The 20,345-nt window shown below is 65.6% G+C and carries 23 protein-coding genes; 19 read left to right on the top strand and 4 right to left on the bottom strand.

Going from position 1 to position 20,345, the window contains the following annotated elements; genetic code table 11:
- The 10 genes from IC66_RS0122880 to surE form a co-directional block, all read left to right on the top strand.
- A partial coding sequence (locus tag IC66_RS0122880; RefSeq protein ID WP_162131340.1) for an SPOR domain-containing protein occupies positions 1-438 on the top strand: 438 nt, incomplete at its 5' end.
- 46 nt (positions 439-484) lie between these two features.
- Positions 485-1,513 (top strand): beta-N-acetylhexosaminidase, encoded by a 1,029-nt coding sequence (gene nagZ / locus IC66_RS0122875; protein ID WP_028145383.1) that lies wholly within the window; start codon positions 485-487, stop codon positions 1,511-1,513.
- Positions 1,510-2,349 (top strand): segregation and condensation protein A, encoded by an 840-nt coding sequence (locus tag IC66_RS0122870; protein WP_018317872.1) that lies wholly within the window; start codon positions 1,510-1,512, stop codon positions 2,347-2,349. Before nagZ ends, IC66_RS0122870 begins: the two co-directional genes overlap by 4 nt.
- A 21-nt stretch (positions 2,350-2,370) precedes the next feature.
- Positions 2,371-3,135, top strand: a complete 765-nt coding sequence (scpB, locus tag IC66_RS0122865) for an SMC-Scp complex subunit ScpB (RefSeq protein WP_028145382.1) — start codon at positions 2,371-2,373, stop codon at positions 3,133-3,135.
- A gap of 167 nt (positions 3,136-3,302) precedes the next feature.
- Positions 3,303-3,536, top strand: coding sequence for a twin-arginine translocase TatA/TatE family subunit (locus IC66_RS0122860; protein ID WP_028145381.1), 234 nt, complete (start codon positions 3,303-3,305; stop codon positions 3,534-3,536).
- A gap of 88 nt (positions 3,537-3,624) precedes the next feature.
- Entirely contained in the window at positions 3,625-4,140 is a 516-nt protein-coding gene (gene tatB, locus IC66_RS0122855; RefSeq protein WP_028145380.1) for a Sec-independent protein translocase protein TatB, read from the top strand.
- On the top strand, positions 4,137-4,952 hold the full coding sequence (tatC, locus tag IC66_RS0122850) for a twin-arginine translocase subunit TatC (protein WP_038949160.1): 816 nt from the start codon (positions 4,137-4,139) through the stop codon (positions 4,950-4,952). The genes tatB and tatC overlap by 4 nt, the downstream gene beginning before the upstream one ends.
- Positions 4,953-5,089: 137 nt before the next feature.
- A complete protein-coding gene (gene serS / locus IC66_RS0122845) occupies positions 5,090-6,421 on the top strand; it encodes a serine--tRNA ligase (protein ID WP_038949159.1) in 1,332 nt (443 codons plus the stop codon).
- Positions 6,422-6,573: 152 nt separating this feature from the next.
- Positions 6,574-6,936 (top strand): hypothetical protein, encoded by a 363-nt coding sequence (locus tag IC66_RS0122840; protein ID WP_038949158.1) that lies wholly within the window; start codon positions 6,574-6,576, stop codon positions 6,934-6,936.
- A gap of 97 nt (positions 6,937-7,033) precedes the next feature.
- Positions 7,034-7,801, top strand: a complete 768-nt coding sequence (surE, locus tag IC66_RS0122835) for a 5'/3'-nucleotidase SurE (protein WP_018317879.1) — start codon at positions 7,034-7,036, stop codon at positions 7,799-7,801.
- A gap of 103 nt (positions 7,802-7,904) precedes the next feature.
- On the opposite strand, the gene IC66_RS0122830 is transcribed toward surE, so the two are convergent.
- Positions 7,905-8,276 (bottom strand): response regulator, encoded by a 372-nt coding sequence (locus IC66_RS0122830; RefSeq protein WP_008547195.1) that lies wholly within the window; start codon positions 8,274-8,276, stop codon positions 7,905-7,907.
- A gap of 228 nt (positions 8,277-8,504) precedes the next feature.
- On the opposite strand from IC66_RS0122830, the gene IC66_RS0122825 reads away from it, so the two are divergent.
- Both IC66_RS0122825 and IC66_RS0122820 read left to right on the top strand, forming a co-directional pair.
- The gene (locus IC66_RS0122825) at positions 8,505-9,155 is read left to right on the top strand and encodes a protein-L-isoaspartate(D-aspartate) O-methyltransferase (protein WP_038949157.1); all 651 of its coding nucleotides are present in this window, start codon (positions 8,505-8,507) and stop codon (positions 9,153-9,155) included.
- Positions 9,156-9,264: 109 nt separating this feature from the next.
- Positions 9,265-10,668 carry a LysM peptidoglycan-binding domain-containing M23 family metallopeptidase gene (locus IC66_RS0122820; protein ID WP_038949156.1) on the top strand — a complete coding sequence of 468 codons (1,404 nt, stop codon included), beginning with the start codon at positions 9,265-9,267 and terminating at the stop codon, positions 10,666-10,668.
- Positions 10,669-10,842: 174 nt separating this feature from the next.
- Here IC66_RS0122820 and IC66_RS0122815 read toward each other — a convergent pair whose 3' ends face one another.
- Positions 10,843-11,823, bottom strand: coding sequence for an ATP-binding protein (locus tag IC66_RS0122815; RefSeq protein ID WP_038949155.1), 981 nt, complete (start codon positions 11,821-11,823; stop codon positions 10,843-10,845).
- Between the two features lie 182 nt (positions 11,824-12,005).
- Between IC66_RS0122815 and yajC the strand changes: the two genes are divergently transcribed.
- From yajC to IC66_RS0122785, 6 genes are read left to right on the top strand one after another with little or no spacing between them, the layout of a single operon-like run.
- Positions 12,006-12,380 carry a preprotein translocase subunit YajC gene (gene yajC / locus IC66_RS0122810; RefSeq protein ID WP_014495068.1) on the top strand — a complete coding sequence of 125 codons (375 nt, stop codon included), beginning with the start codon at positions 12,006-12,008 and terminating at the stop codon, positions 12,378-12,380.
- Between the two features lie 47 nt (positions 12,381-12,427).
- Positions 12,428-14,032 (top strand): protein translocase subunit SecD, encoded by a 1,605-nt coding sequence (gene secD / locus IC66_RS0122805; RefSeq protein WP_028144476.1) that lies wholly within the window; start codon positions 12,428-12,430, stop codon positions 14,030-14,032.
- A gap of 10 nt (positions 14,033-14,042) precedes the next feature.
- Entirely contained in the window at positions 14,043-15,062 is a 1,020-nt protein-coding gene (gene secF / locus IC66_RS0122800) for a protein translocase subunit SecF (protein WP_028144477.1), read from the top strand.
- Between the two features lie 60 nt (positions 15,063-15,122).
- Entirely contained in the window at positions 15,123-15,506 is a 384-nt protein-coding gene (locus IC66_RS0122795) for an Mth938-like domain-containing protein (RefSeq protein WP_028144478.1), read from the top strand.
- A 7-nt stretch (positions 15,507-15,513) separates the two neighbouring features.
- A complete protein-coding gene (locus IC66_RS0122790) occupies positions 15,514-16,377 on the top strand; it encodes a phytoene/squalene synthase family protein (protein WP_038949154.1) in 864 nt (287 codons plus the stop codon).
- Between the two features lie 45 nt (positions 16,378-16,422).
- Entirely contained in the window at positions 16,423-17,667 is a 1,245-nt protein-coding gene (locus tag IC66_RS0122785) for a threonine ammonia-lyase (RefSeq protein WP_038949153.1), read from the top strand.
- 31 nt (positions 17,668-17,698) lie between these two features.
- On the opposite strand, the gene IC66_RS0122780 is transcribed toward IC66_RS0122785, so the two are convergent.
- The gene (locus IC66_RS0122780; RefSeq protein WP_038949152.1) at positions 17,699-19,252 is read right to left on the bottom strand and encodes a winged helix-turn-helix domain-containing protein; all 1,554 of its coding nucleotides are present in this window, start codon (positions 19,250-19,252) and stop codon (positions 17,699-17,701) included.
- A 126-nt stretch (positions 19,253-19,378) separates the two neighbouring features.
- Here IC66_RS0122780 and IC66_RS0122775 point away from each other — a divergent pair, with 126 nt between their 5' ends.
- Positions 19,379-19,840, top strand: a complete 462-nt coding sequence (locus IC66_RS0122775; protein ID WP_038949151.1) for a cupin domain-containing protein — start codon at positions 19,379-19,381, stop codon at positions 19,838-19,840.
- 56 nt (positions 19,841-19,896) lie between these two features.
- Here IC66_RS0122775 and IC66_RS0122770 read toward each other — a convergent pair.
- Positions 19,897-20,345 (bottom strand): aminotransferase class V-fold PLP-dependent enzyme (locus IC66_RS0122770; RefSeq protein ID WP_038949150.1); only part of this gene is annotated, 449 nt, incomplete at its 5' end.

The following is a 20,345-nucleotide window of genomic DNA, read 5'->3' as shown; positions in this document are numbered from 1 at the left end:
GCGCCGAAGCCTGTGGCTGCGCCCGTTGCGCCGGTCGCGCCGCGCAATCCGCCGACCTCGGCCAATGCCAGCGCCAACCAGCCGATGTCGCTGGCGCCGCAATCGGTCCCGGCAGCCGAACCGCCGCAGCGGATGGCTGCGACCACCCCGACGCAAATCGCGCCCGCCAGCAGCGGCGGTGGCGGCTACATCGTGCAGGTCTCCTCGCAGCAGAGCGAGGATAGCGCGGCCGCGTCGTATCGCGTGCTTCAGAGCAAATATGGCAGCGTGCTCGGCTCCCGTTCGCCGGTGATCAAGCGGGTCGACCTCAGCGACAAGGGCAAGGGGGTCGTCTACCGCGCCTTCGCTGGGCCCTATGGTTCGGCAGAGGAAGCGACGCACGCCTGCAACAGCCTGAAGTCCGCAGGCTTGTCCGCCTGCTTCGTCCAGAGGAATTAACGGCCGTTTCCTTGACCCCCTCGCGGGTCAGGGTTAATCGGCCGTTATGAGCACGCGGGCCTTCATTACCGGTGTATCCGGAACGGAACTGACCGCCGTCGAGCGGGAGTTTATCCGCGACCAACGCCCATGGGGCTTCATCCTATTCAAGCGCAATGTCGCAACGCCAGCTCAAGTCGCTGCACTGGTTGCGGAATTGCGGACGGCGGCAGGTGCTGCCGACGCGCCCATCCTGATCGATCAGGAAGGCGGTAGGGTACAGCGGCTCGGTCCGCCGCACTGGCCGGTCTATCCGCCGGGCGCCGTTTTCTCGACCTTGTACGGCACTGATTCGGCGCTCGGGCTCACCGCGGCGCGCCTGTCCGCCCGCCTGATCGCGGCTGATCTTGCCGATCTCGGCATCACCGTGGATTGCCTGCCGCTGGCCGACGTGCCCGTCGAGGGTGCCGATGCTGTCATCGGGAACAGGGCCTATGGCACCGAGCCCGGCAAGGTCGCGGCGATCGCGCGCGCGGTCACCGAGGGCCTAGCGCAGGGCGGCGTGTTGCCGGTGCTCAAGCACATCCCCGGCCATGGCCGGGCCACTGCCGACACCCATTTCAAGCTGCCGACGGTCGATACGCCCAGGGACGAGCTGGAACGGACCGACTTCGCCGCCTTCAAGCCGCTGTCGGACCTGCCGATGGCCATGACTGCACATGTTGTGTTTAGCGCGGTCGACCCCGCCCATCCGGCGACGACATCTGCGACAATGATTGCTGACGTGATTCGCGGCGCAATCGGGTTCCAGGGTTTGTTAATGAGTGATGACGTGTCGATGAACGCGCTGTCGGGGAATATCGCCGAGCGGACCCGCGCCATCTTCGCGGCCGGCTGCGATGTGGCCCTGCATTGCAACGGCAATATCGAGGAGATGCGCGAGGTCGCCGGCCAGACACCTGAGCTGTCGGGCAGGGCGCTGGAGCGGGCGAACGCCGCGCTCGCCGCGCGCAAGGCGCCGCAACCGCTCGATCGCGTCGCCGCACGCACTGAGCTGGACGCATTGATCGCACGGGCAAACACGGCATCGGCATGACCGCAGAAATTCTATCTTTCGAAACCGGGCGGCCCGCAGAGCTTGCCGAGGGTGAGCCGGCGTTGGTGGTGGACGTCGAGGGCTATGAGGGTCCGCTCGATCTGTTGCTCGCGCTGGCGCGGCAGCAGAAGGTCGACCTCGCCAAGATCTCGATCCTGGCGCTGGCCGACCAGTATCTCCACTTCATCGAAGCCGCGCGAAAGATCCGGCTCGAGCTCGCCGCCGATTACCTCGTCATGGCGGCATGGCTCGCCTTCCTGAAGTCGCGCCTGCTGCTGCCGGAGCCGCCGAGCGCGGAAGGCCCGAGCGCCGAGCAGATGGCGACGGCGCTCGCCAACCGCCTGCGCCGGCTGGAGGCCATTCGCGAAGCCGCCAACCGGCTGATGAACAGGCAGCAATTGCTGCGCGACATCTTCCCGCGCGGCGAGCCCGAGCAGATCGCCGAGATCAAGCACCCGAAATACACGGCGACGCTGTACGATTTGCTCACCGCCTACGCCTCGCAGCGCCAGTCGCGCGTGCTGGCGAGCGTGCATCTGGCCAAGCGCACGGTGTGGTCGCTCGCCGAGGCGCGCGCCACGCTGGAGCGGCTGGTCGGCAGCATCAGCGAGCAGGACGATTGGGGCGTGCTCGACGACTTCCTGGTCCGGCACGTCGCCGATCCGACGCAGCGCGCGACGGTGTTCGCCTCGAGCTTTGCTGCTGCGCTCGAATTGGTGCGCGAGGGTCAGCTGGAGCTGAACCAGAAAGAGGCGTTTGCGCCCATCTATTTCCGGAAGGGGCGCCCCAAACCGGTGCCGGACGCAGCTCCTGCGCCTGATGCGCCGGTCGGTTAAGTGCAAGAAGGAGAAGCTGCCATGGCAAGCCTGGCTGAAGTGCGGGTAGAAGAGGCCGAGCCGATGGAGAACGAATCCCAGGCACGTCCCGAGGAATTGCGGCTGCTGGAAGCACTGCTGTTCGCTTCGAGTGAACCGCTGGATACCGCGACGCTGGCCAAGCGCATGCCCGAGGGCGTCGACGTCAAGGCCGCGCTCGAGCAATTGCAGGCGGACTATTCCTTGCGCGGGGTGAACCTCGTTCGCGTCGCCAACAAATGGACCTTCCGCACCGCCGGCGATCTCGCCTGGCTGATGACGCGGGAGAGCACCGAGACCCGCCGCCTGTCGCGCGCGGCAATCGAGGTGCTGGCGATCATCGCCTATCACCAGCCGGTGACGCGCGCCGAGATCGAGGAGATCCGCGGCGTCGTCACCTCGAAGGGCACGCTCGACGTGCTGCTGGAGACCGGCTGGATCAAGCCGCGTGGCCGCCGCAAGACGCCGGGCCGTCCGCTGACCTTCGGAACCACCGAGGACTTCCTGTCGCAATTCACCCTGGAACAGCTCGGCGATCTGCCGGGCCTCGAGGAGCTGAAGGGCACGGGCCTCTTGGATTCGCGCCTGCCGACCGGATTCAGCGTGCCGACGCCGTCGGACGACCCGCAGCTCCGCGAGGACGAGGATCCCTTGGAACCGGGCGAGGATCTCGATCTGGCGCTGGCGCCTGCGGTTGAGCCCGAGACTCCGGAGGAGGCACCGGAAGGCGGCCAAGAGGAGGGCGGCGAAGGCGGCACCGAAGAGTGAGGCCTTTGCGTTTTACCGGTGCCCTGCGACCGGTTAACACTAGCAAGATTACGTAGTGCCAACAGCGAATTGGCGCTGCCTTGGTCCTTGTTTTTGACACCCGCCAAGCCTAGGTTTCAGTGAAGATCGGCCGGGTCCCCGGCCATGCGCGTTTGGAGGGTTGCAGGATGGGTTCACTCAGCATTTGGCACTGGATCCTGGTGATCGCAGTGGTCCTGCTGCTGTTCGGCCGCGGCAAGATTTCGGATCTGATGGGCGACGTGGCGCAGGGCATCAAGGCGTTCAAGAAGGGCATGCAGGACGACGACAAGCCCGCCGAGAAGCCCGAGCCGGCCAAGTCCATCGAGCACAACAATGCGCCGACCGCGGCGCGGTCCGACGTCGGCAGCAAGGCCGTCTGAGCCAAAGAGCACGCGAGACGCGGGGGGCGGCCCGATCCTGCGCGCAAGGGATTGGGTCGGCTGCGGCTTCGCGTGAACGGAAGACCTCATGTTCGACATCGGGTGGAGTGAACTGGTCCTGATCGGGGTCGTGGCCTTGATCGCCATCGGCCCGAAAGAGCTGCCGGGCGTGCTGCGCATGGTCGGACAGTGGATGGGCAAGGCCCGCAAGATGGCCGCCGAATTCCAGGGCCAGTTCCAGGAAGCGATGCGCGAGGCCGAAATGGCCGACCTCAAGAAGAGCTTCGACGAGGTCAAGGAAGCCGCGACCGGCTTCAATCCGCTGTCCTCGCTCCAGAAGGACGTCAGCGACGCGCTCCGCGTCGACGCGCTGGACAAGCCCGCCGAGACGCCGACCACGACGGCTGTCGAACCACCGGCGACTTCAATTGAAGCGCCTGTCACTCCTACCACTCCGGAAGCGCCGACGCCCGCGACCTTCATGGAAGCCGAGGCGCATGCGGCTGCGAACGAGCCGCTCGCCATCACCCGTGAGGTCGAGCAGGCGCAGGTTGCGCAGGACACCGCGCCATCCGAAGCGATCAAGGACGCCAAAGCGTCATGAGCGACGCCGATATCGAGGCCAGCAAAGCCCCGCTGATGGACCACCTGATCGAGCTGCGCTCGCGGCTGATCAAGGCGCTGCTCGGCTTTGGCGTGGCCTTCATCTTCTGCTTCTTCTTCGCCAAGCAGATCTACAACGTGCTGGTCTGGCCGTTCGTATGGGTCGCGGGTCCGGAGAATTCCAAGTTCATCTACACGGCGCTGCTGGAATATTTCATCACCCAGCTCAAGCTCGCTTTGTTCGGCGCCGGCTTCATCTCGTTTCCGATCGTGGCGACGCAGATCTACAAATTCGTCGCGCCCGGGCTGTACAAGCACGAGAAGCAGGCCTTCCTGCCATATCTGGTCGCGACCCCGTTTTTCTTCGTGCTCGGCGCGGCGCTGGTCTATTTTGTCGTGCTGCCGATGCTGGTCCGCTTCTCGCTCGGCATGCAGCAGGCCGGCAGCGACGAGACCGCGCAGATCCAGCTTTTGCCCAAGGTCGGCGAATATCTGTCGCTGATGATGTCGTTGATCTTCGCCTTCGGCATCGCCTTCCAGCTTCCGGTGATCCTGACGCTGCTCGGACGGATCGGCATCGTGACCTCGAAGATGCTGCGCGAGAAGCGCCGCTATTTCATCGTCATCGCCTTCGTCATCGCGGCGGTGCTGACCCCGCCGGACGTGCTCAGCCAGTGCTCGCTCGCGCTTCCCTTGCTCTTGCTCTACGAGGGGTCGATCATCGCGGTGGGGATGGTGGAGAAGAAGGCGGCGGCAGCCGCGCAGGCGACCACCGGCACCGACGTGTCGACGCCGGCCAATCCGGCGGAGTAGGGCGCTTTCGCTCTATCATAGCGCCATTCAGCCCATGATTCGTCATACCCGGGCTTGACCCGGGCATCCACGACTTGATCTAAGGCGGCAGATACGTGGATGGCCGGGATTAACCCGGCCATGACGGGAAGACAGCCATGCACGACATCAAATCGATCCGCGACAATCCGCAAGCCTTCGACGCCGGCCTCGCCCGGCGCGGCCTGAAGCCGTTGTCGGCCTCGCTGCTCGCGATCGACGAGACGCGGCGCGCGGCGATCCTGGCCTCCGAGCAGGCGCAGGCGCGGCGCAATGCGGCCTCCAAGGAAATCGGCGATGCCAAGAAGGCGAAGGACGAGGCGCGCGCGGCCAAGCTGATGGCCGAGGTGGCCGAGCTCAAGACCACGATGCCGCAGCTCGAGGCCGCCGCGAAAGCCGCCGATGAGGAGCTGACCAAAGAGCTGTCCGCGATCCCGAACATTCCGTTCGACGAAGTCCCCGACGGTGTCGACGAGCACGGCAACGTGCAGCACCACGTGTTCGGCAACAAGCGCAACTACGGCTTTGCGCCGAAGCTGCATGACGATCTCGGCACCGCGCTCGGTGACATGGATTTCGAAGCGGCGGCAAAACTCTCCGGCGCACGCTTCGTCGTGCTGAAGAAGGGACTGGCGCGGCTCGAACGCGCGCTCGGCCAGTTCATGCTGAATCTGCACGTCGACGAGCACGGCTATACCGAGATCAATCCGCCGCTGCTGGTGCGCAACGAGATCATGTTCGGCACCGGACAATTGCCGAAGTTCGAGGATGATCAGTTCTGGGCGATCAAGGGCGAGCTCCTTGCCTCGCCCGACCAGGAGCGGCTGAGGACAGAGCGCCTCGGCCTCATTCCGACCGCGGAAGTCTCGCTCACCAACCTCGCGCGCGAATCCATCCTCGACGAGAAGCAATTGCCGATGCGGCTCACCGCGCTGACGCCGTGCTTCCGCGCCGAGGCCGGCGCGGCCGGACGTGACACGCGCGGCATGATCCGCCAGCACCAGTTCACCAAGGTCGAGCTGGTCTCGATCACGACGCCGGAGGTGAGCAAGGACGAGCTGGAGCGCATGCTGTCCTGCGCCGAGCAGGTGCTGCAGCGGCTCGGGCTGCATTATCGGGTGATGACGCTTTGCGCAGGAGACATGGGTTTCTCGTCGCAAAAAACCTATGACATTGAGGTCTGGATGCCGGGGCAGGGCGAGGGCGGGGCATTCCGCGAGATTTCGAGCTGCTCGGTCTGCGGCGACTTCCAGGCACGACGCATGGATGCGCGCTCGCGCGGTCCCGACGGCAAGCCGCGTTTCGTCCACACGCTGAACGGCTCCGGCACCGCGCTCGGCCGCGCGCTGATCGCCGTGATGGAGACCTATCAGCAGGAGGACGGCTCGATCGCGGTCCCCGACGTGCTTCAGCCCTATATGGGCGGCGTGAAGGTGATCGGGCGCGACTAAAGCGTTTTCGAGCGAAGTGGATACCGGTTCGCGTCAAGAGAACGCGTCAAGACAAGAATCGCGCTGCCCGTCTGAAATGCTGGAAACGATCGGTTGCGAAGATCGGGCGGCCGGCTATCCTGCCGGCCATCCGACAACGCGAACCACCGTTCATGGCCTTGCACCGCGACATCTTCTGGGTCGGCCGACAATGGGCGGTGACGGGGGCGGGTATCCAGGCCGTCGATCAGCGCCTGCGCGGCGTGCTCGACATCGAGATCGCCCGGCTATGGGACGACGATCTCGTGCAGAGCCGGCGGGCCAAGCCCGGTGTGAACGCTGCCGACTTCGACAACGCGCTGACGGTGGCGCGCGAACGCTTTCCGCGAGAGCCGGAGCCGGATGCGTTCGTTGTGCAATTGGAGGCGCTCGGCGTGATCGAGGCTGCCGTCGTCAGTCCGGCGGTACCCGCGATGAGTCTGCGTGCGGAGGGGCGGCTGGCGCGCTTCCTTCCGCAATGGCGCATCCGCCGCTAACGGGTTCAGGCAGGAACCCCTGATCAGCCGGTTTGCCTGATCGGCCGGAGCCGGATAAGACGGCTCAGACCCCGCTTTTTTGGAATCGACCCTTCGCATGCGTATTCTCTGCACCAATGACGACGGCATTCATGCCCCCGGCCTCAAGGTCGTGGAGGAGATCGCGCGCGCGCTGTCCGACGACGTCTGGGTGGTGGCGCCCGAGCTCGACCAGTCCGGCGTGTCGCACTCGCTGTCGCTGAACGATCCCTTGCGCTTGCGCGAAGTCGGGCCGCGGCACTTTGCCGTGCGCGGCACGCCGACCGACTGCGTCATCATGGGCGCGCGCCATATCCTCGGTGCCAAGCTGCCTGACGTCGTGCTGTCCGGGGTCAACAAGGGCCGCAACGTCGCCGAGGACGTGGTCTATTCCGGCACCATCGCCGGCGCGCTGGAAGGCACCATCCTGGGGTTGCCGTCATTCGCGCTGTCGCAGGAGTTCAGCGTCGAGACCCGCGAGCGCCCGCCATGGGACACCGCGCGCAAGTTCGGGCCCGACATCCTGCGCAAGGTGATTGCCGCGGGCATTCCGAAGGACACGGTCATCAACGTCAATTTCCCGTCCTGCGCGCCGGAGGATGTGCTGGGCATCCGCGTCACGCGCCAGGGCAAGCGCAATCTCGGTTTCCTCAGGATCGACGAGCGCCAGGACGGCCGCGGCAATCCCTATTTCTGGATCGGATTCGAGCGCGCCGCGATGATGGATACGCCGGCCGACGGCACTGATCTGGCGGCGCTTCGCGAGCGCTATGTCTCGGTCACCCCGCTCAGGCTCGACCGCACCAACGAAGCGTTTTCGGAAGAGCTCAGCGCGACGCTGAAGTAACGCTAAAGCGCGATGCGATCAGGATGAATCGTCATCGCGCTTTAGGTTGTCGTTTAAGCATGATCTTTTCGGAAAACCGCTGCGCACTTTTCCGGATCATGCTTTAGCCACCGCGAAGCGCGGCTTCGATGGTCTTGCCGAGCGCGTCGAGCTGGAACGGCTTCTGGAGCGCCGGCCGGTCGCGGTACTGCTCGGGCAGGCCGGAGGAGCCGTAGCCGGTGGCGAAGATGAACGGGCAGCCTTTCGCCTTGATCACGTCGGCGACCGGCGAGATCACCTTGCCGTTGACGTTGACGTCGAGAATGGCGATGTCGAACTCGGTCGCCTGGGCGAGCCGCATGGCCTCGGTGATGTCGCCCGCCTCAGCTGCGACCTTGTAGCCAAGCTCTTCGAGCATGTCCGCGACCATCATCCTGATCATCACCTCGTCCTCGACGAGGAATACAGAGCGGCCGGAAAGCCCTGTCGCGGTCATAGTTGAGTCCCTTGCCCATTGCCAAAAACGTTCGCAGATAACACGAATTGACGCAATGCGCGTTTCGACGAACGGATACCTGAAAATGGTCATCGCGGCTCGCCCATGGCAAGCCAATTTGTGGTCAAATGCTCCAGGCGAAGGTTATCATGGGTTCCTGAGCAGGAACACGATTCCTGCGCCCGGGCTTAACGTCCACCGGACCCGGCACGACAGCACAAGCAGGCAATGACCCCCGATCAGCATCCGCCGGAAAAGATGATGTTTCAGCTCTCGCTGAGGCGTCGGGGCATCAGCGATCAGGCGGTGCTGCGAACCATGGAGGAGGTGCCGCGCGAGCTTTTCGTCGACGAGGCCGATCGCGAGGGCGCTTATCGTGACAGCGCGCTGCCGATCGCCTGCGGGCAGACCATCAGCCAGCCCTTCGTCGTGGCCTACATGACCGAGCAGCTCCAGCTTCAGAAGCGGCACCGCGTGCTCGAGATCGGGGCAGGTTCCGGCTATCAGGCCGCCGTGCTGTCGCGGCTCGCCGGCCAGGTCCTGACCGTCGAACGCTATCGCAAGCTTGCCGATACGGCGCGCGCTCGGCTCGAAAAGCTCGACTGTCACAATGTCGAGGTGATGCTCGGCGACGGGCTCAATCTGCCGCCCAATATCGGCCCGTTCGACCGCATCATCGTCACCGCCGCAGTGGAGCGGCTTCCGGACAATTTGGTCGAGCGGCTCGAGGTCGGCGGCATCCTGATCGCGCCGGTCGGCCCGCATCAGGGCGTGCAGACGCTGGTCCGCCTGACCCGCACCGAAGCTGGGATCGAGCGCAAGGAACTCGTCGAGGTCCGCTTCGTGCCGGCACTGCCCGGGGTGGCGCGGGAGCTGTAGATTTCCGGATCGGCTGCGCGGCCAACATCTTATTGGGAGGGTTAAGCCGTTATTTACTCGGCGCGTGTTTACTTAAAACACCAGTTCTGTTGCGTACGAGTGAGTAACCATGTCCGTCGTCGCCGAGTTGCTTTACTCGCGCCGCGTACCGCAGGTCGCGGTGCTGGCGCTGATCTCCTTCAGCTTCGCAGGGTGCAGCGCCGACATGTCGTCGCGGCTGTCCCAGTCGAACTTCTCCAACCCCTTCTCCTCTGACCAGACCGGTTCGGTGCAGCCGGCCCCGCCGCCGCCGCAGCAGCGCGAGCTGCCGCAATATTCGCGGCCGCAGACGCAGCCGGGCTATTATCAGTCGCAGCCCTTGCCGCCGCCGGCGGTGTCCGCACCGCAATCCTATCCCGTCACGGGTGGTGGTGGCGTGTCCGGAGGCGGGCGCGGCGTCAGCTCCTACGCGCCCCCGGCGCAGCCGCATCTGGAAACCACGGCCACCGTGCCGCCGCGTTCCGTTGCCGCGGCTCAGCCGGCCGGAGGGACCAAGATCATCGTCGGCACCAGCGATACGCTCGACGTGCTCGCCAAGCGTTATCGTGTCACGCCGCAGGCGATCCTCGCGGCCAACGGCTACAAGGGGCCGCGCTCGCTCTCGCCCGGCCAGCAGCTGATCATCCCGCATCCGGCCACCGCCGCTGCACCTGCGCCCGCGTTGGCTCCCGTCGCGGCGGCTCCCGCGATGGCGCCTGCAGCCAAGCCGGTTGCGGCGTTGGCTGCGCCGCCGAGCACCCACTTCGTCAATCACGGCGACACGCTCGCCAGCATTGCCCGCAAGAACCATATATCGTCGGCTGAGCTCGCCCGTGCCAACGGCCTCGATCCGTCGGCCAAGCTCAAGCTCGGCACCAGGCTGACCGTGCCCGGTGCCAAGACCGCTGCCCTCGCGGCGCCGGTTGCGGCGGCTCCCGTCGGGGCTGCTCCGGTTGTCGGGACGCTCCAGCCGGTTGCTGCCGCTCCTGCGCCCGCCACCAAGATGGCGGCTGTCGCCGCACCGGTGCAGAGTGCTCGGCTGGCTCAGGCCACGACCAATGTCGAAGAGAAGCCCGCCGAGGCTCCGGCGAAAGCCGCGGAGACCACCAGCGCGCTGCCGACCTTCCGCTGGCCGGTGCGCGGCAAGGTGGTCACCACCTACGGCGCCAAGACCAACGGCAAGTCCAATGACGGCATCAATCTCGCGGTGCCCGAGGGGACGCCGGTCAAGGCGGCCGAAGACGGCGTCGTCGCCTATTCCGGCAATGAGCTGAAAGGTTACGGCAATCTGGTCCTGGTTCGGCACTCCAACGGCTACGTCACCGCATATGCCCATGCGAGTGAGCTGATGGTGAAGCGCGGCGATACCATCAAGCGCGGTCAGGTCATTGCCAAGTCGGGTCAATCCGGGGAGGTGGCGTCGCCGCAGCTCCACTTCGAGATCCGCAAGGGATCGAGCCCGGTTGACCCGCTTCAATTCCTGAACGGGGCGTAAGGCCTAAATTGCCTCCGCATTGAAGCTGTCGTCGCCCGGCCTGGCCGGGCGACCCAGTATTTCAGAGACAGTCATTGTTGAGCCGAAAAGCCGCAGCGTACTGGATTCCCCGCTCCAGTGCGCAATTGCGCACAAGGCGGGGAATGACAGTTGTGGGCGGGGCTATAGCTAGCCTTACTTCGCCGTCAGCTTCACGCCCAGCCGGCCCGCCAGCTCCTGCACGAACTGCCAGGCGACGCGGCCCGAGCGGGAGCCGCGGGTGGTCGACCATTCCAGCGCCTCGCGCTCCAGCGCCTCATCGTCGACCTCAATGCCGAAATGGCTGCAATAGCCGCGCACCATGGCGAGGTATTCGTCCTGGCTGCAGCGGTGGAAGCCGAGCCACAGGCCGAAGCGATCTGACAGCGAGACCTTCTCTTCGACGGCTTCGCCGGGATTGATCGCGGTCGAGCGCTCGTTCTCGATCATGTCGCGCGCCAGCAGATGGCGGCGGTTGGAGGTGGCGTAGAGGATGACATTCTCGGGCCGGCCCTCGATGCCGCCTTCGAGCACGGCCTTCAGCGATTTGTAGGACGCGTCATTGCCGTCGAAGGAGAGGTCGTCGATGAACACGATGAAGTGGAAGCTGGCGTCCCGGAGCTTCTCCATCAGCGTCGGCAGCGTTTCGATGTCCTCGCGGTGGATCTCGATCAGCTTCACCCTGTCCGCCGGCTTGCGCTCCGCGTTGATGCTGGCGTGCGCCGCCTTCACCAGCGACGACTTGCCCATACCGCGCGCGCCCCAGAGCAGGGCATTGTTGGCGGGCAGGCCATTGGCGAAGCGCTCGGTGTTCTCCATCAGGATGTCGCGCATCCGGTCGACGCCCTTGAGCAGGAACAGCTCGACGCGGCTGACCCGCGGCACGGCTGCGAGGCGGCCGTCGGGGTGCCAGACATAGGCATCGGCCTGCTTGAACGACTCGCGTTCGAGGGCCGGCTTGCCCTGGGCGGACAGGTGCGCCGCAATGGTCTCCAGCGCGCGGACGATGCGCTCCTGGGAGAGGTCTGGGGCTGCCTTGACGGCCGCCTTGGGGCGTTTTGCCGCGACGGGGGCGGGCTTGCGGGCAGGGGTGCGGGGGCCTTTGCCGGCCGGGCTTTTGCTAAGGTTTTTGGGCATGTCCGAAGTTCCTGAGAACGCAGCCTTATCGGGCCTGACGGCGCGCCGCAAGGTGGGTCAAAAGGGCAGTCTGGCAGCGTTGCAATTGGGGCAATGGCCGCTATAGTCCGCGCGAATTTGACCGAACCGGTCGCCTTTGAGGGCCTGACCGGCTTTCCCCCGTTCTCACGAGGATCGTCCGAATGCTGATTACCCCTGCGTATGCCCAGGCCGCGGGCGCCGGCGACACCAACAGCATGTTGATGTCGCTGCTGCCGTTCGCCCTGATCTTCGTGATCATGTACTTCCTGATTCTGCGTCCGCAGCAGAAGAAGGTCCGTGATCATGCCGACCTCGTGAAGAATATCCGCCGCGGCGACACCGTCGTGACCTCGGGCGGCCTCGTCGGCAAGGTCACCAAGGTCGTCGACGACGACCAGATCGAGTTCGAGATTTCCGACGGCGTCCGCGTGCGGCAGATGCGCCAGATGATCTCGGGCGTGCGCGCCAAGGGCGAGCCGGCGAAGGAATCCAAGGATAGCAAGGAAGCCGCCAAGGACGACGCCGCCTCGAAGTGAGCGCGTCCGCGAGCATCTCAAGTCTCCTGATCTGACAGGTCCAGTCGATGTTGTATTTCACGCGGTGGAAGGCGCTCGGGATCATCCTGACGGCGCTGATCGTGTGCCTCTGCGCGGTCCCGAACTTCTTCCCCGAGGCCCAGGTCAAGACCTGGCCCGCCTGGGCGCAGCGCCGGCTCGTGCTCGGCCTTGACCTCCAGGGTGGCTCCTACCTGCTGCTCGAGGTCGATTCCAACTACGTGAAGAAGGAACGGCTCGACCAGGTCCGTGACGACGTTCGCCGCACGCTGCGCGATGCCAAGATCGGCTTCACCGGCGGCGTCACCGTGCGCAACGACGCGGTCGAGGTTCGCATCACCAAGGAATCCGACGCTCAGGCGGCGCTCGCCAAGCTGCGCGAGCTGTCTCAGCCGCTGGGCGGCCTGATGGGATCCAGCGGTCAGCGCGACCTTGAGGTGACCGATGCCGGCGGCGGAGTGATCCGCCTGAGCGTCCCGCAGGCCGCGATGCTCGATCGCCTGCGCAAGACCATCGAGCAGTCGATCCAGATCGTCGAACGCCGCGTCAACGAGCTCGGCACCGTCGAGCCCGTGATCCAGCGCCAGGGCAATGACCGCATCCTGGTGCAGGTCCCCGGACTTCAGGACCCGACCCGCCTGAAGGAACTGCTGGGCAAGACTGCGAAGATGGAATTCCGCATGGTCGACACCTCCGTGCCGCCGGATCAGGCGCAAGCGGGCAGGTTGCCGCCGGAATCCGAACTCCTGATGAGCGCATCGCCGCCGCCCACGCCCTATGTGGTCAAGAAGCAGGTGCTGGTCGCCGGTGGCGATCTGACCGACGCCCAGGCGAGCTTCGACCAGCGCACGGGCGAGCCGGTCGTCAGCTTCAAGTTCAACACCTCGGGTGCGCGCAAGTTCTCGCAGGCCACGCAGGAGAACGTGGGCCTGCCGTTCGCGATCGTTCTGGATAACAAGGTGATCTCGGCGCCCGTCATCCGCGAGCCCATCACCGGCGGCCAGGGCCAGATCTCCGGCAGCTTCACCGTGCAATCGGCCAACGATCTGGCGATCCTGCTGCGCGCCGGCGCATTGCCGGCGCCGCTGACGGTGGTCGAGGAGCGCACCGTCGGTCCGGGCCTCGGCCAGGACTCGATCGAGAAGGGCGAACTCGCGGCCTATGTCGGCTCCATCCTCGTCATCATCTTCATGCTGCTGACCTACCGGCTGTTCGGGGTGTTCGCGAACATCGCCGTGGCCATCAACGTCGCCATGATCTTCGGCCTGTTGTCGCTGCTCAACGCCACGCTGACGCTGCCCGGCATCGCCGGCATCGTGCTCACCGTCGGCATCGCGGTGGACTCCAACGTGCTGATCTACGAGCGCATCCGTGAGGAGCTGCGCGGCGGCCGCAACGCGATTTCGGCGATCGACGCCGGCTTCAAGCGGGCGCTCGCGACCATCCTCGATTCCAACATCACCACCTTCATTGCCGCCGCGGTGCTGTTCTACATCGGCACCGGCCCGGTGCGCGGCTTTGCCGTGACGCTCGGCATCGGCATCATCACCACGGTGTTCACCGCCTTCACGCTGACGCGGCTGATCGTCGCCTGGTGGGTGCGGTGGAAGCGGCCGCAGAGCGTGCCGATCTAGGAGCCTGATCGTGACTCACACCGTTCTCATCGGGCTCGGCGTCCTCATTGCCGTCCTCACCGTGGTTGCCGCGCTCGGCCTGCTGCCGTCGCTGCGTATCGTCCCTGACGAAACGCATTTCGATTTCACGCGCTTCCGCCGCATCAGCTTCCCGATCTCGGCGGCGCTGTCGATCGTCGCGATCACGTTGTTCTTCACCCATGGCCTGAATTTCGGCATCGACTTCCGCGGCGGCACGCTGCTGGAGGTCAGGGCGAAGTCGGGCGCCGCCGACATCGCCGCGATGCGCACGACGCTGGATGGATTGCGTCTCGGCGAAGTGCAGTTGCAGCAGTTCGGCGATGCCGCGAACGTCCTGATCCGCGTCGCAGAGCAGCCGGGCGGCGATGCCGCGCAGCAGGAGGCGGTGCAGAAGGTTCGTTCCGCGCTCGGCGATTCCGTCGAGTATCGCCGCGTCGAAGTGGTCGGCCCGCGCGTCTCCGGCGAGCTGCTGGCCTTCGGCATGCTCGGTCTGATGCTCGCGATCGTCTCGATCCTGATCTATCTCTGGTTCCGGTTCGAATGGCAGTTCGCGTTAGGGGCCATGATCGCCAACGTGCACGACATCGTGCTCACGATCGGCTTCATGTCGATCAGCCAGGTCGATTTCGACCTGACCAGTATCGCCGCGCTGCTGACCATTCTCGGCTATTCGCTCAACGACACCGTCGTCATCTACGACCGAATCCGCGAAATGCTGCGGCGCTACAAGAAGATGCCGATGCCGCAGCTGCTCAACGAGTCCATCAACTCGACGCTGTCGCGCTCGATCATCACCCACTTCACGGTGACGCTGGCGCTGCTGGCGCTGCTCCTGTTCGGCGGGCACGCGATTCACAGCTTCACCGCGGTGATGATGTTCGGCGTGGTGCTGGTCGGCACCTACACCTCGATCTTCATCGCGGCGCCGATCCTGATCTATCTCGGCGTCGGCGAGCATCGCGAGGATGCGCCCGATACGGCACCACCGGCGAAGAAAAGCAAGGCATGATCCGAACCGCATGCCCTCGCAGGCGTTTGCGAGGGCAGTAAGCCCATTCGGACAGAGCTCATGGCCGGCGATCCCAATGCACCGCATTTCCCGCGCTCGGCGCCGATCGAGGCCTATGGCAAGGGCGGCTTCGCCTTCGCCGGCATGTCGCATCGGGGCTCGCTGCTGTGCCTGCCCGACGCGATCTGGGCCTGGGACGTGACGGATCCCCAGAAGATCGACCGCTATTCGCTGGACCGGGTCTTCACGGCCGCCAACAGCATCGACACGCTCCTGATCGGCACCGGAACCGGCGTCTGGCTGCCGCCGCCGGCGCTGCGGCAGGCGCTCAAGGCGGTGAGGGTGGTGCTGGATACGATGCAGACCGGCCCTGCGGTGCGCACCTACAACATCATGATCGGCGAACGGCGGCGGGTTGCCGCTGCGCTGATCGCGGTGCCATGAACAGCACATGAGCAGCGCCGCGCCGCCGCCCGATTCCGTCACCTTCTGCGCCGATCTCGTGCGCAGCCATGACTTTCCGCTCTACGTCGCGACGCTGTTCGCGCCCGCCGCCGAGCGCCGAGCGCTGCTGGCGCTCTATGCCTTCAATGTCGAGATCGTCCGCGTCCGCGATCAGGTGAGCCAGCCCTTGCCCGGCGAAATCCGCTTTCAATGGTGGACCGACATGCTCTCCGGCCACGTCCATGGCAGCGCCGAGGGCAATCCGGTGGCGGCGGAGCTGCTGCGCGCGATCCGCGATTTCGACCTGCCGGTCGAGCCGCTGTCGCTGCTCGTCGACGAGCACCAGTTCGACCTCTACAACGACCCGATGCCGACCATCGCGGCGCTGGAAGGCTATCTGGCCGCGACCTCATCGGCGCTGTTCGCTCTGGCGGCGCAGATCCTGGCGCCGCCCTCGGACGCCACCGAGCATCTCGCCCGTCATGCCGGGCTGGCGCAGGGCATCGTCCAGGTCATTGCAAACCTGCCGCGCGATGCCGCGCACCGGCAGCTGTTCCTGCCGCAGCAGCTGCTGACGAGCCACGGTTGCAACATGGAAGATGTGTTCGCCGGCAAGGAGACGCCGAATTTGCGTTCCGTGCTGGAGCAGCTCGCGGGCGAAGCGAGGCAGCATCTGGCTACGGCCCTGTCGTTGCTGCCGGAGGTGCCGGCAGCGGCGCGGGCAGCATTTCTGCCGATTGGACAGGTGCGGGCCGATCTCAAGCTGCTGTCGCAACCCGGGCGCAATCCCTTCACGCCGAGGCCATCGTCCCGGCTGCGCACGCTGTGGACGCTGTGGCGGGCTTCGCGGTCGCGCGAGTTTACCAAATAGCGGCTGGCTTATCGCCTGAGCCGGCCAAATGCCCTATGCTGTCCTATGGCTGACTTGTCCCCAATCCCACCCTTTGATCTCAGCGGTCTGCCGGTCGCCCCAAGCGACATTGCTGCCGCAGCCGAGACGATCAGGGGCGCCGTCGTCGAGACGCCCTGCAGCTACAGCCGCACGCTGAGCAGCATCTGCGGCTGCGAGATCTGGCTCAAATTCGAGAACCTCCAGTTCACCTCCTCGTTCAAGGAGCGGGGCGCGCTCAACCGCCTCACCGCGCTGGCGCCGGAGGAGCGCGCGCGGGGCGTGATCGCGATGTCGGCGGGTAACCACGCGCAGGGCGTCGCCTATCACGCCAAGCGGCTCGGCATTCCCGCCACCATCGTCATGCCGGTCGGCACGCCCATGGTGAAGGTCGAGAACACCAGGCATCACGGCGCTGAAGTGGTCGTCACAGGCGCGACGCTGGAGGAGGCGGCCGCGTTCGCGCGAAGCCACGGCGAAGCCAAAAGCATGATCTTCGTCCACCCCTACGACGATCCGCTGGTGATCGCGGGGCAGGGCACGGTCGGGCTGGAGATGATGAGGGCCGTGCCGGAGCTCGACACGCTGGTCGTGCCGATCGGCGGCGGCGGCCTGATCAGCGGCATCGGCATCGCGGCGAAATCGATCAAGCCGTCGCTGCGAATTCTGGGCGTCGAGGCCTGGCTCTATCCCTCGATGTACAACGCCATCCATGACGGCAATCTGCCGGCGCGGGGCGACACGCTCGCCGAAGGCATCGCGGTGAAATCGCCCGGCAAGATCACGACCGAAATCGTCCGACGCCTCGTCGACGACATTGCGCTCGTCAACGAGGCCGAGCTCGAGCGCGCGGTCGCAACCCTGATCTCGATCGAGAAGACGGTCGTCGAGGGCGCCGGCGCCGCCGGCCTTGCCGCTCTGATGTCCGATCCGTCACGCTTTGCCGGCCAGAAAGTCGGTCTCGTCCTGAGCGGCGGCAATATCGACACGCGGCTGATCGCATCCGTCCTCACGCGCGAGCTGGCGCGCGAGGGGCGGCTGACCCAGCTCTCACTCGACATTCCAGACAGACCCGGGCAATTGGCCGCCGTCGCGGCCCTTTTGGCCGAGGCCGGCGCCAACATCATCGAGGTTTCGCACCAGCGGACCTTCTCCGACCTGCCGGCCAAGGCCACGCTCCTGCAACTCGTCATCGAGACCCGCGACAGCGCCCATCTCGACGAGGTGATGGCGAAGCTCAGTGCGTCCGGACTGAGCGCGCGCTGCACCTAGGGCACGTTGAGACGCCAGGCCGAGCCGAGCGCTACTCCGGAAGGCCTGCGATGCGGAGAGCGTCGCCGAGCGAGGAAGCGAGCGTTGGCGCGCAGTTGACGCCCTGAAATTGACGGCCATAGCGGAACGTCGGGTGCAGCTCCAGCACCCGCGCGGCCGCCGCCTTCGCCTCCTGCAATCGTCCAAGCTTTGCCAGCGCCGCGGCCAATTGCACATGGGTGATGCTGTGGCGAGGATTGGCCTGAACCGAGCGGTAAGCGGCGCGGCACGCATCCTCATATCGGCCGTGATGGAAGTGCCCGAGAGCCTGGGCGTCGAAAGCGGCGAAAGCCCATGGATCGAACGGGCTGAGCCGCAGGCCTCGTTCGCTCCATTCGATAGCGCGGTCAGCATCTCCGCCCCAGCCGAGCATGACGCTGCCGAGGATGTAGGTCAGCGCCGATGATGGGCCGATGGCGAGCGCGGCCTCGAACGCGATGAAGGCTGCGGGGCGATCGTGCCCGTCCATGCCGATCGAAAAGCCTGCGAGCGTGAGAGCAAGCGCATCATCCTGGCCATGGGCGATGGCCGAGCGCGCGTGGCGGATCGAGGCCTCGCGATTGGCCTCCTGCAATCCGGCTCGAAGAAACAGGCAATGATGGCACATCGCTGCATTGCCGTGCGCGAGCGCATACGCAGGTTCCAGCGCGATCGCGCGTTCGAGCAGCACGAGCGCCTGGGTGACCTGGACCGGCATGCCGGAATCGACGTCCGGCTGGGCGCGCAGGACGAGATCATAGGCATCCAGGCTGTCCGGCCGCTTGCGCCTGACCCTGTTGATCTCGGCGCGCCGCAGGCTGGGCGCGATCGCACCGACGGTCGACGATGCGATGTCGTCCTGGAGGGCGAAGACGTCTTCGGACCGGCGGTCAAATCGCTCGGCCCATACGTGCATGCCAGTCGACGCATCGATCAACTGACCGGTGATGCGGACCAGCGTGCCGGTCTTGCGGACACTGCCTTCCAGCACGTAGCGTACGCCAAGTTCGCGGCCGACCTGCTTCACGTCCACCGCGCGGCCCTTGTACGCGAACGTGGAATTCCGCGCGATCACGAACAGCCAGTTGATGCGCGAGAGGCCGGTGATGATGTCGTCGACCATCCCGTCGGCAAAATAGTCCTGCTCCTCGTCGCCGCTCAAGTTCGTGAAAGGTAGCACTGCGATCGACGGCCTGTCGGGCAGTGACAGCAACGGCGCTTGCGGTGTTGCTCGTGCGGGATCCGGATCGGACTTCGTCACGGTCGGACCGACATAGCGATAGCCACGGCGCGGCAGCGTTTCGATCCAACGCGCCTCGCCGGAGATGTCCGCCAGCGTGCGCCGCACCGCCGCGATCTGGACGGTCAGGTTGCTGTCCTCGACGGCCTGGGCGGGCCAGGCCGCCTCGATCAAGGCCTCCTTTGAAACCGGCACACCAGCCTGCCGGACGAGGACCGCCAGCAGCAGCACTGCGCGCTGGCCGAGAGCGGTCGGCTCAGCACCGTGGAACAGGATCCCCGCATCGCCATCGAGCCGAAAGGGACCAAATTCAAGGATCGTGGCCATCGCCGAAGAAGGCCACATTTCGCAGGTTTTTTGCAACGTTTTCCGAACTGCTTCGCGACTTTCCGGCTGGACGGGACCACCATCGCGCGAGCCGTGAGGAACGCTGCAACAGCGATGGAGGTGTACATGACCGCGAAACACGTCATCCGCAGGCCCGGCGAGACCGAGGGGGTCACGCTGCGCGGCCAACCAATGGCCTTCCTGGTGACGGGCGAGGACACCAGGCACACGAGCATGTTCGACTGGACAATTCCGGCAGGATTCGCCACCGGCCGGCACGTTCATCGTGTTCAGGAGGAGACCTTCTACATGCTCGAAGGCGAGTGTGAATGGTTCGTCGGGGATGAGATTGTCCGGGCAACCCCAGGAACCTTCCTCTTCATTCCTCCCGGTGTTCCCCACAACATCACCAACGCGAGCGAGAAGCCCGCGCGTGTGCTCATGACCGTATCCCCGCCGGGACACGAGCATTACTTCGAGGAGCTGGCGAAGCTGACAGCAAGCGGTCGCCCGGATGCGAAGGCCATCAGCGAGCTACGCGCCCGCTTCGATACCGACCAGCTCTCGGCGCTGACGACAAGAGCTTGAAGCCCAGACGGCGCGACTGTGGACCGACTTCAAGGCCCGGCCGCGCCGGCCTTTTGTTACCGTGCCGCCAGATCCGCCAGATGAGCGATCAGCCGATCGATCTCGGCTTCCGTGTTGTAATAATGCGGCGATGCCCGCACGACATGCGGCAAGGCGCGAAGTTCGGCATCGATGCGCGTGCTCGACGGATCTGAAGCGCCGATGGTGATGCCTGCTGCAGCGGCACTGGCGACAACGGCGTCCGCCTCGTGCCCGTCCAGCGTGAAGCTGACGATGGCACCCGGCGCGCGTCCGAGGTCGCGAATGGTGATGCCGGGAAGGGCCGCGAGGCCGTTGCGAAGACGGCCGGCAAGCATTCGGCAGCGTTGTTCGATCGGAGCGATGCCGATCTCCAGGGCGTAGTCGACGGCGGCGCCGAGGCCCAGCCGGGCCGCGTAATTGTTCTCCCAGGTCTCGAAGCGGCGTGCATCGTCGCGAAGCCGATATTCATCGCGCGAGACCCAGG

Origin of the sequence: Bradyrhizobium genomosp. III, from assembly GCF_000261705.1 — a bacterium.
In the GTDB taxonomy this organism is placed as follows: Bacteria; Pseudomonadota; Alphaproteobacteria; order Rhizobiales; family Xanthobacteraceae; genus Bradyrhizobium; species Bradyrhizobium ottawaense.
The sequence above is the reverse complement of the archived record's forward strand: the minus strand, read 5'-3'. Positions and strand labels throughout refer to the sequence as shown.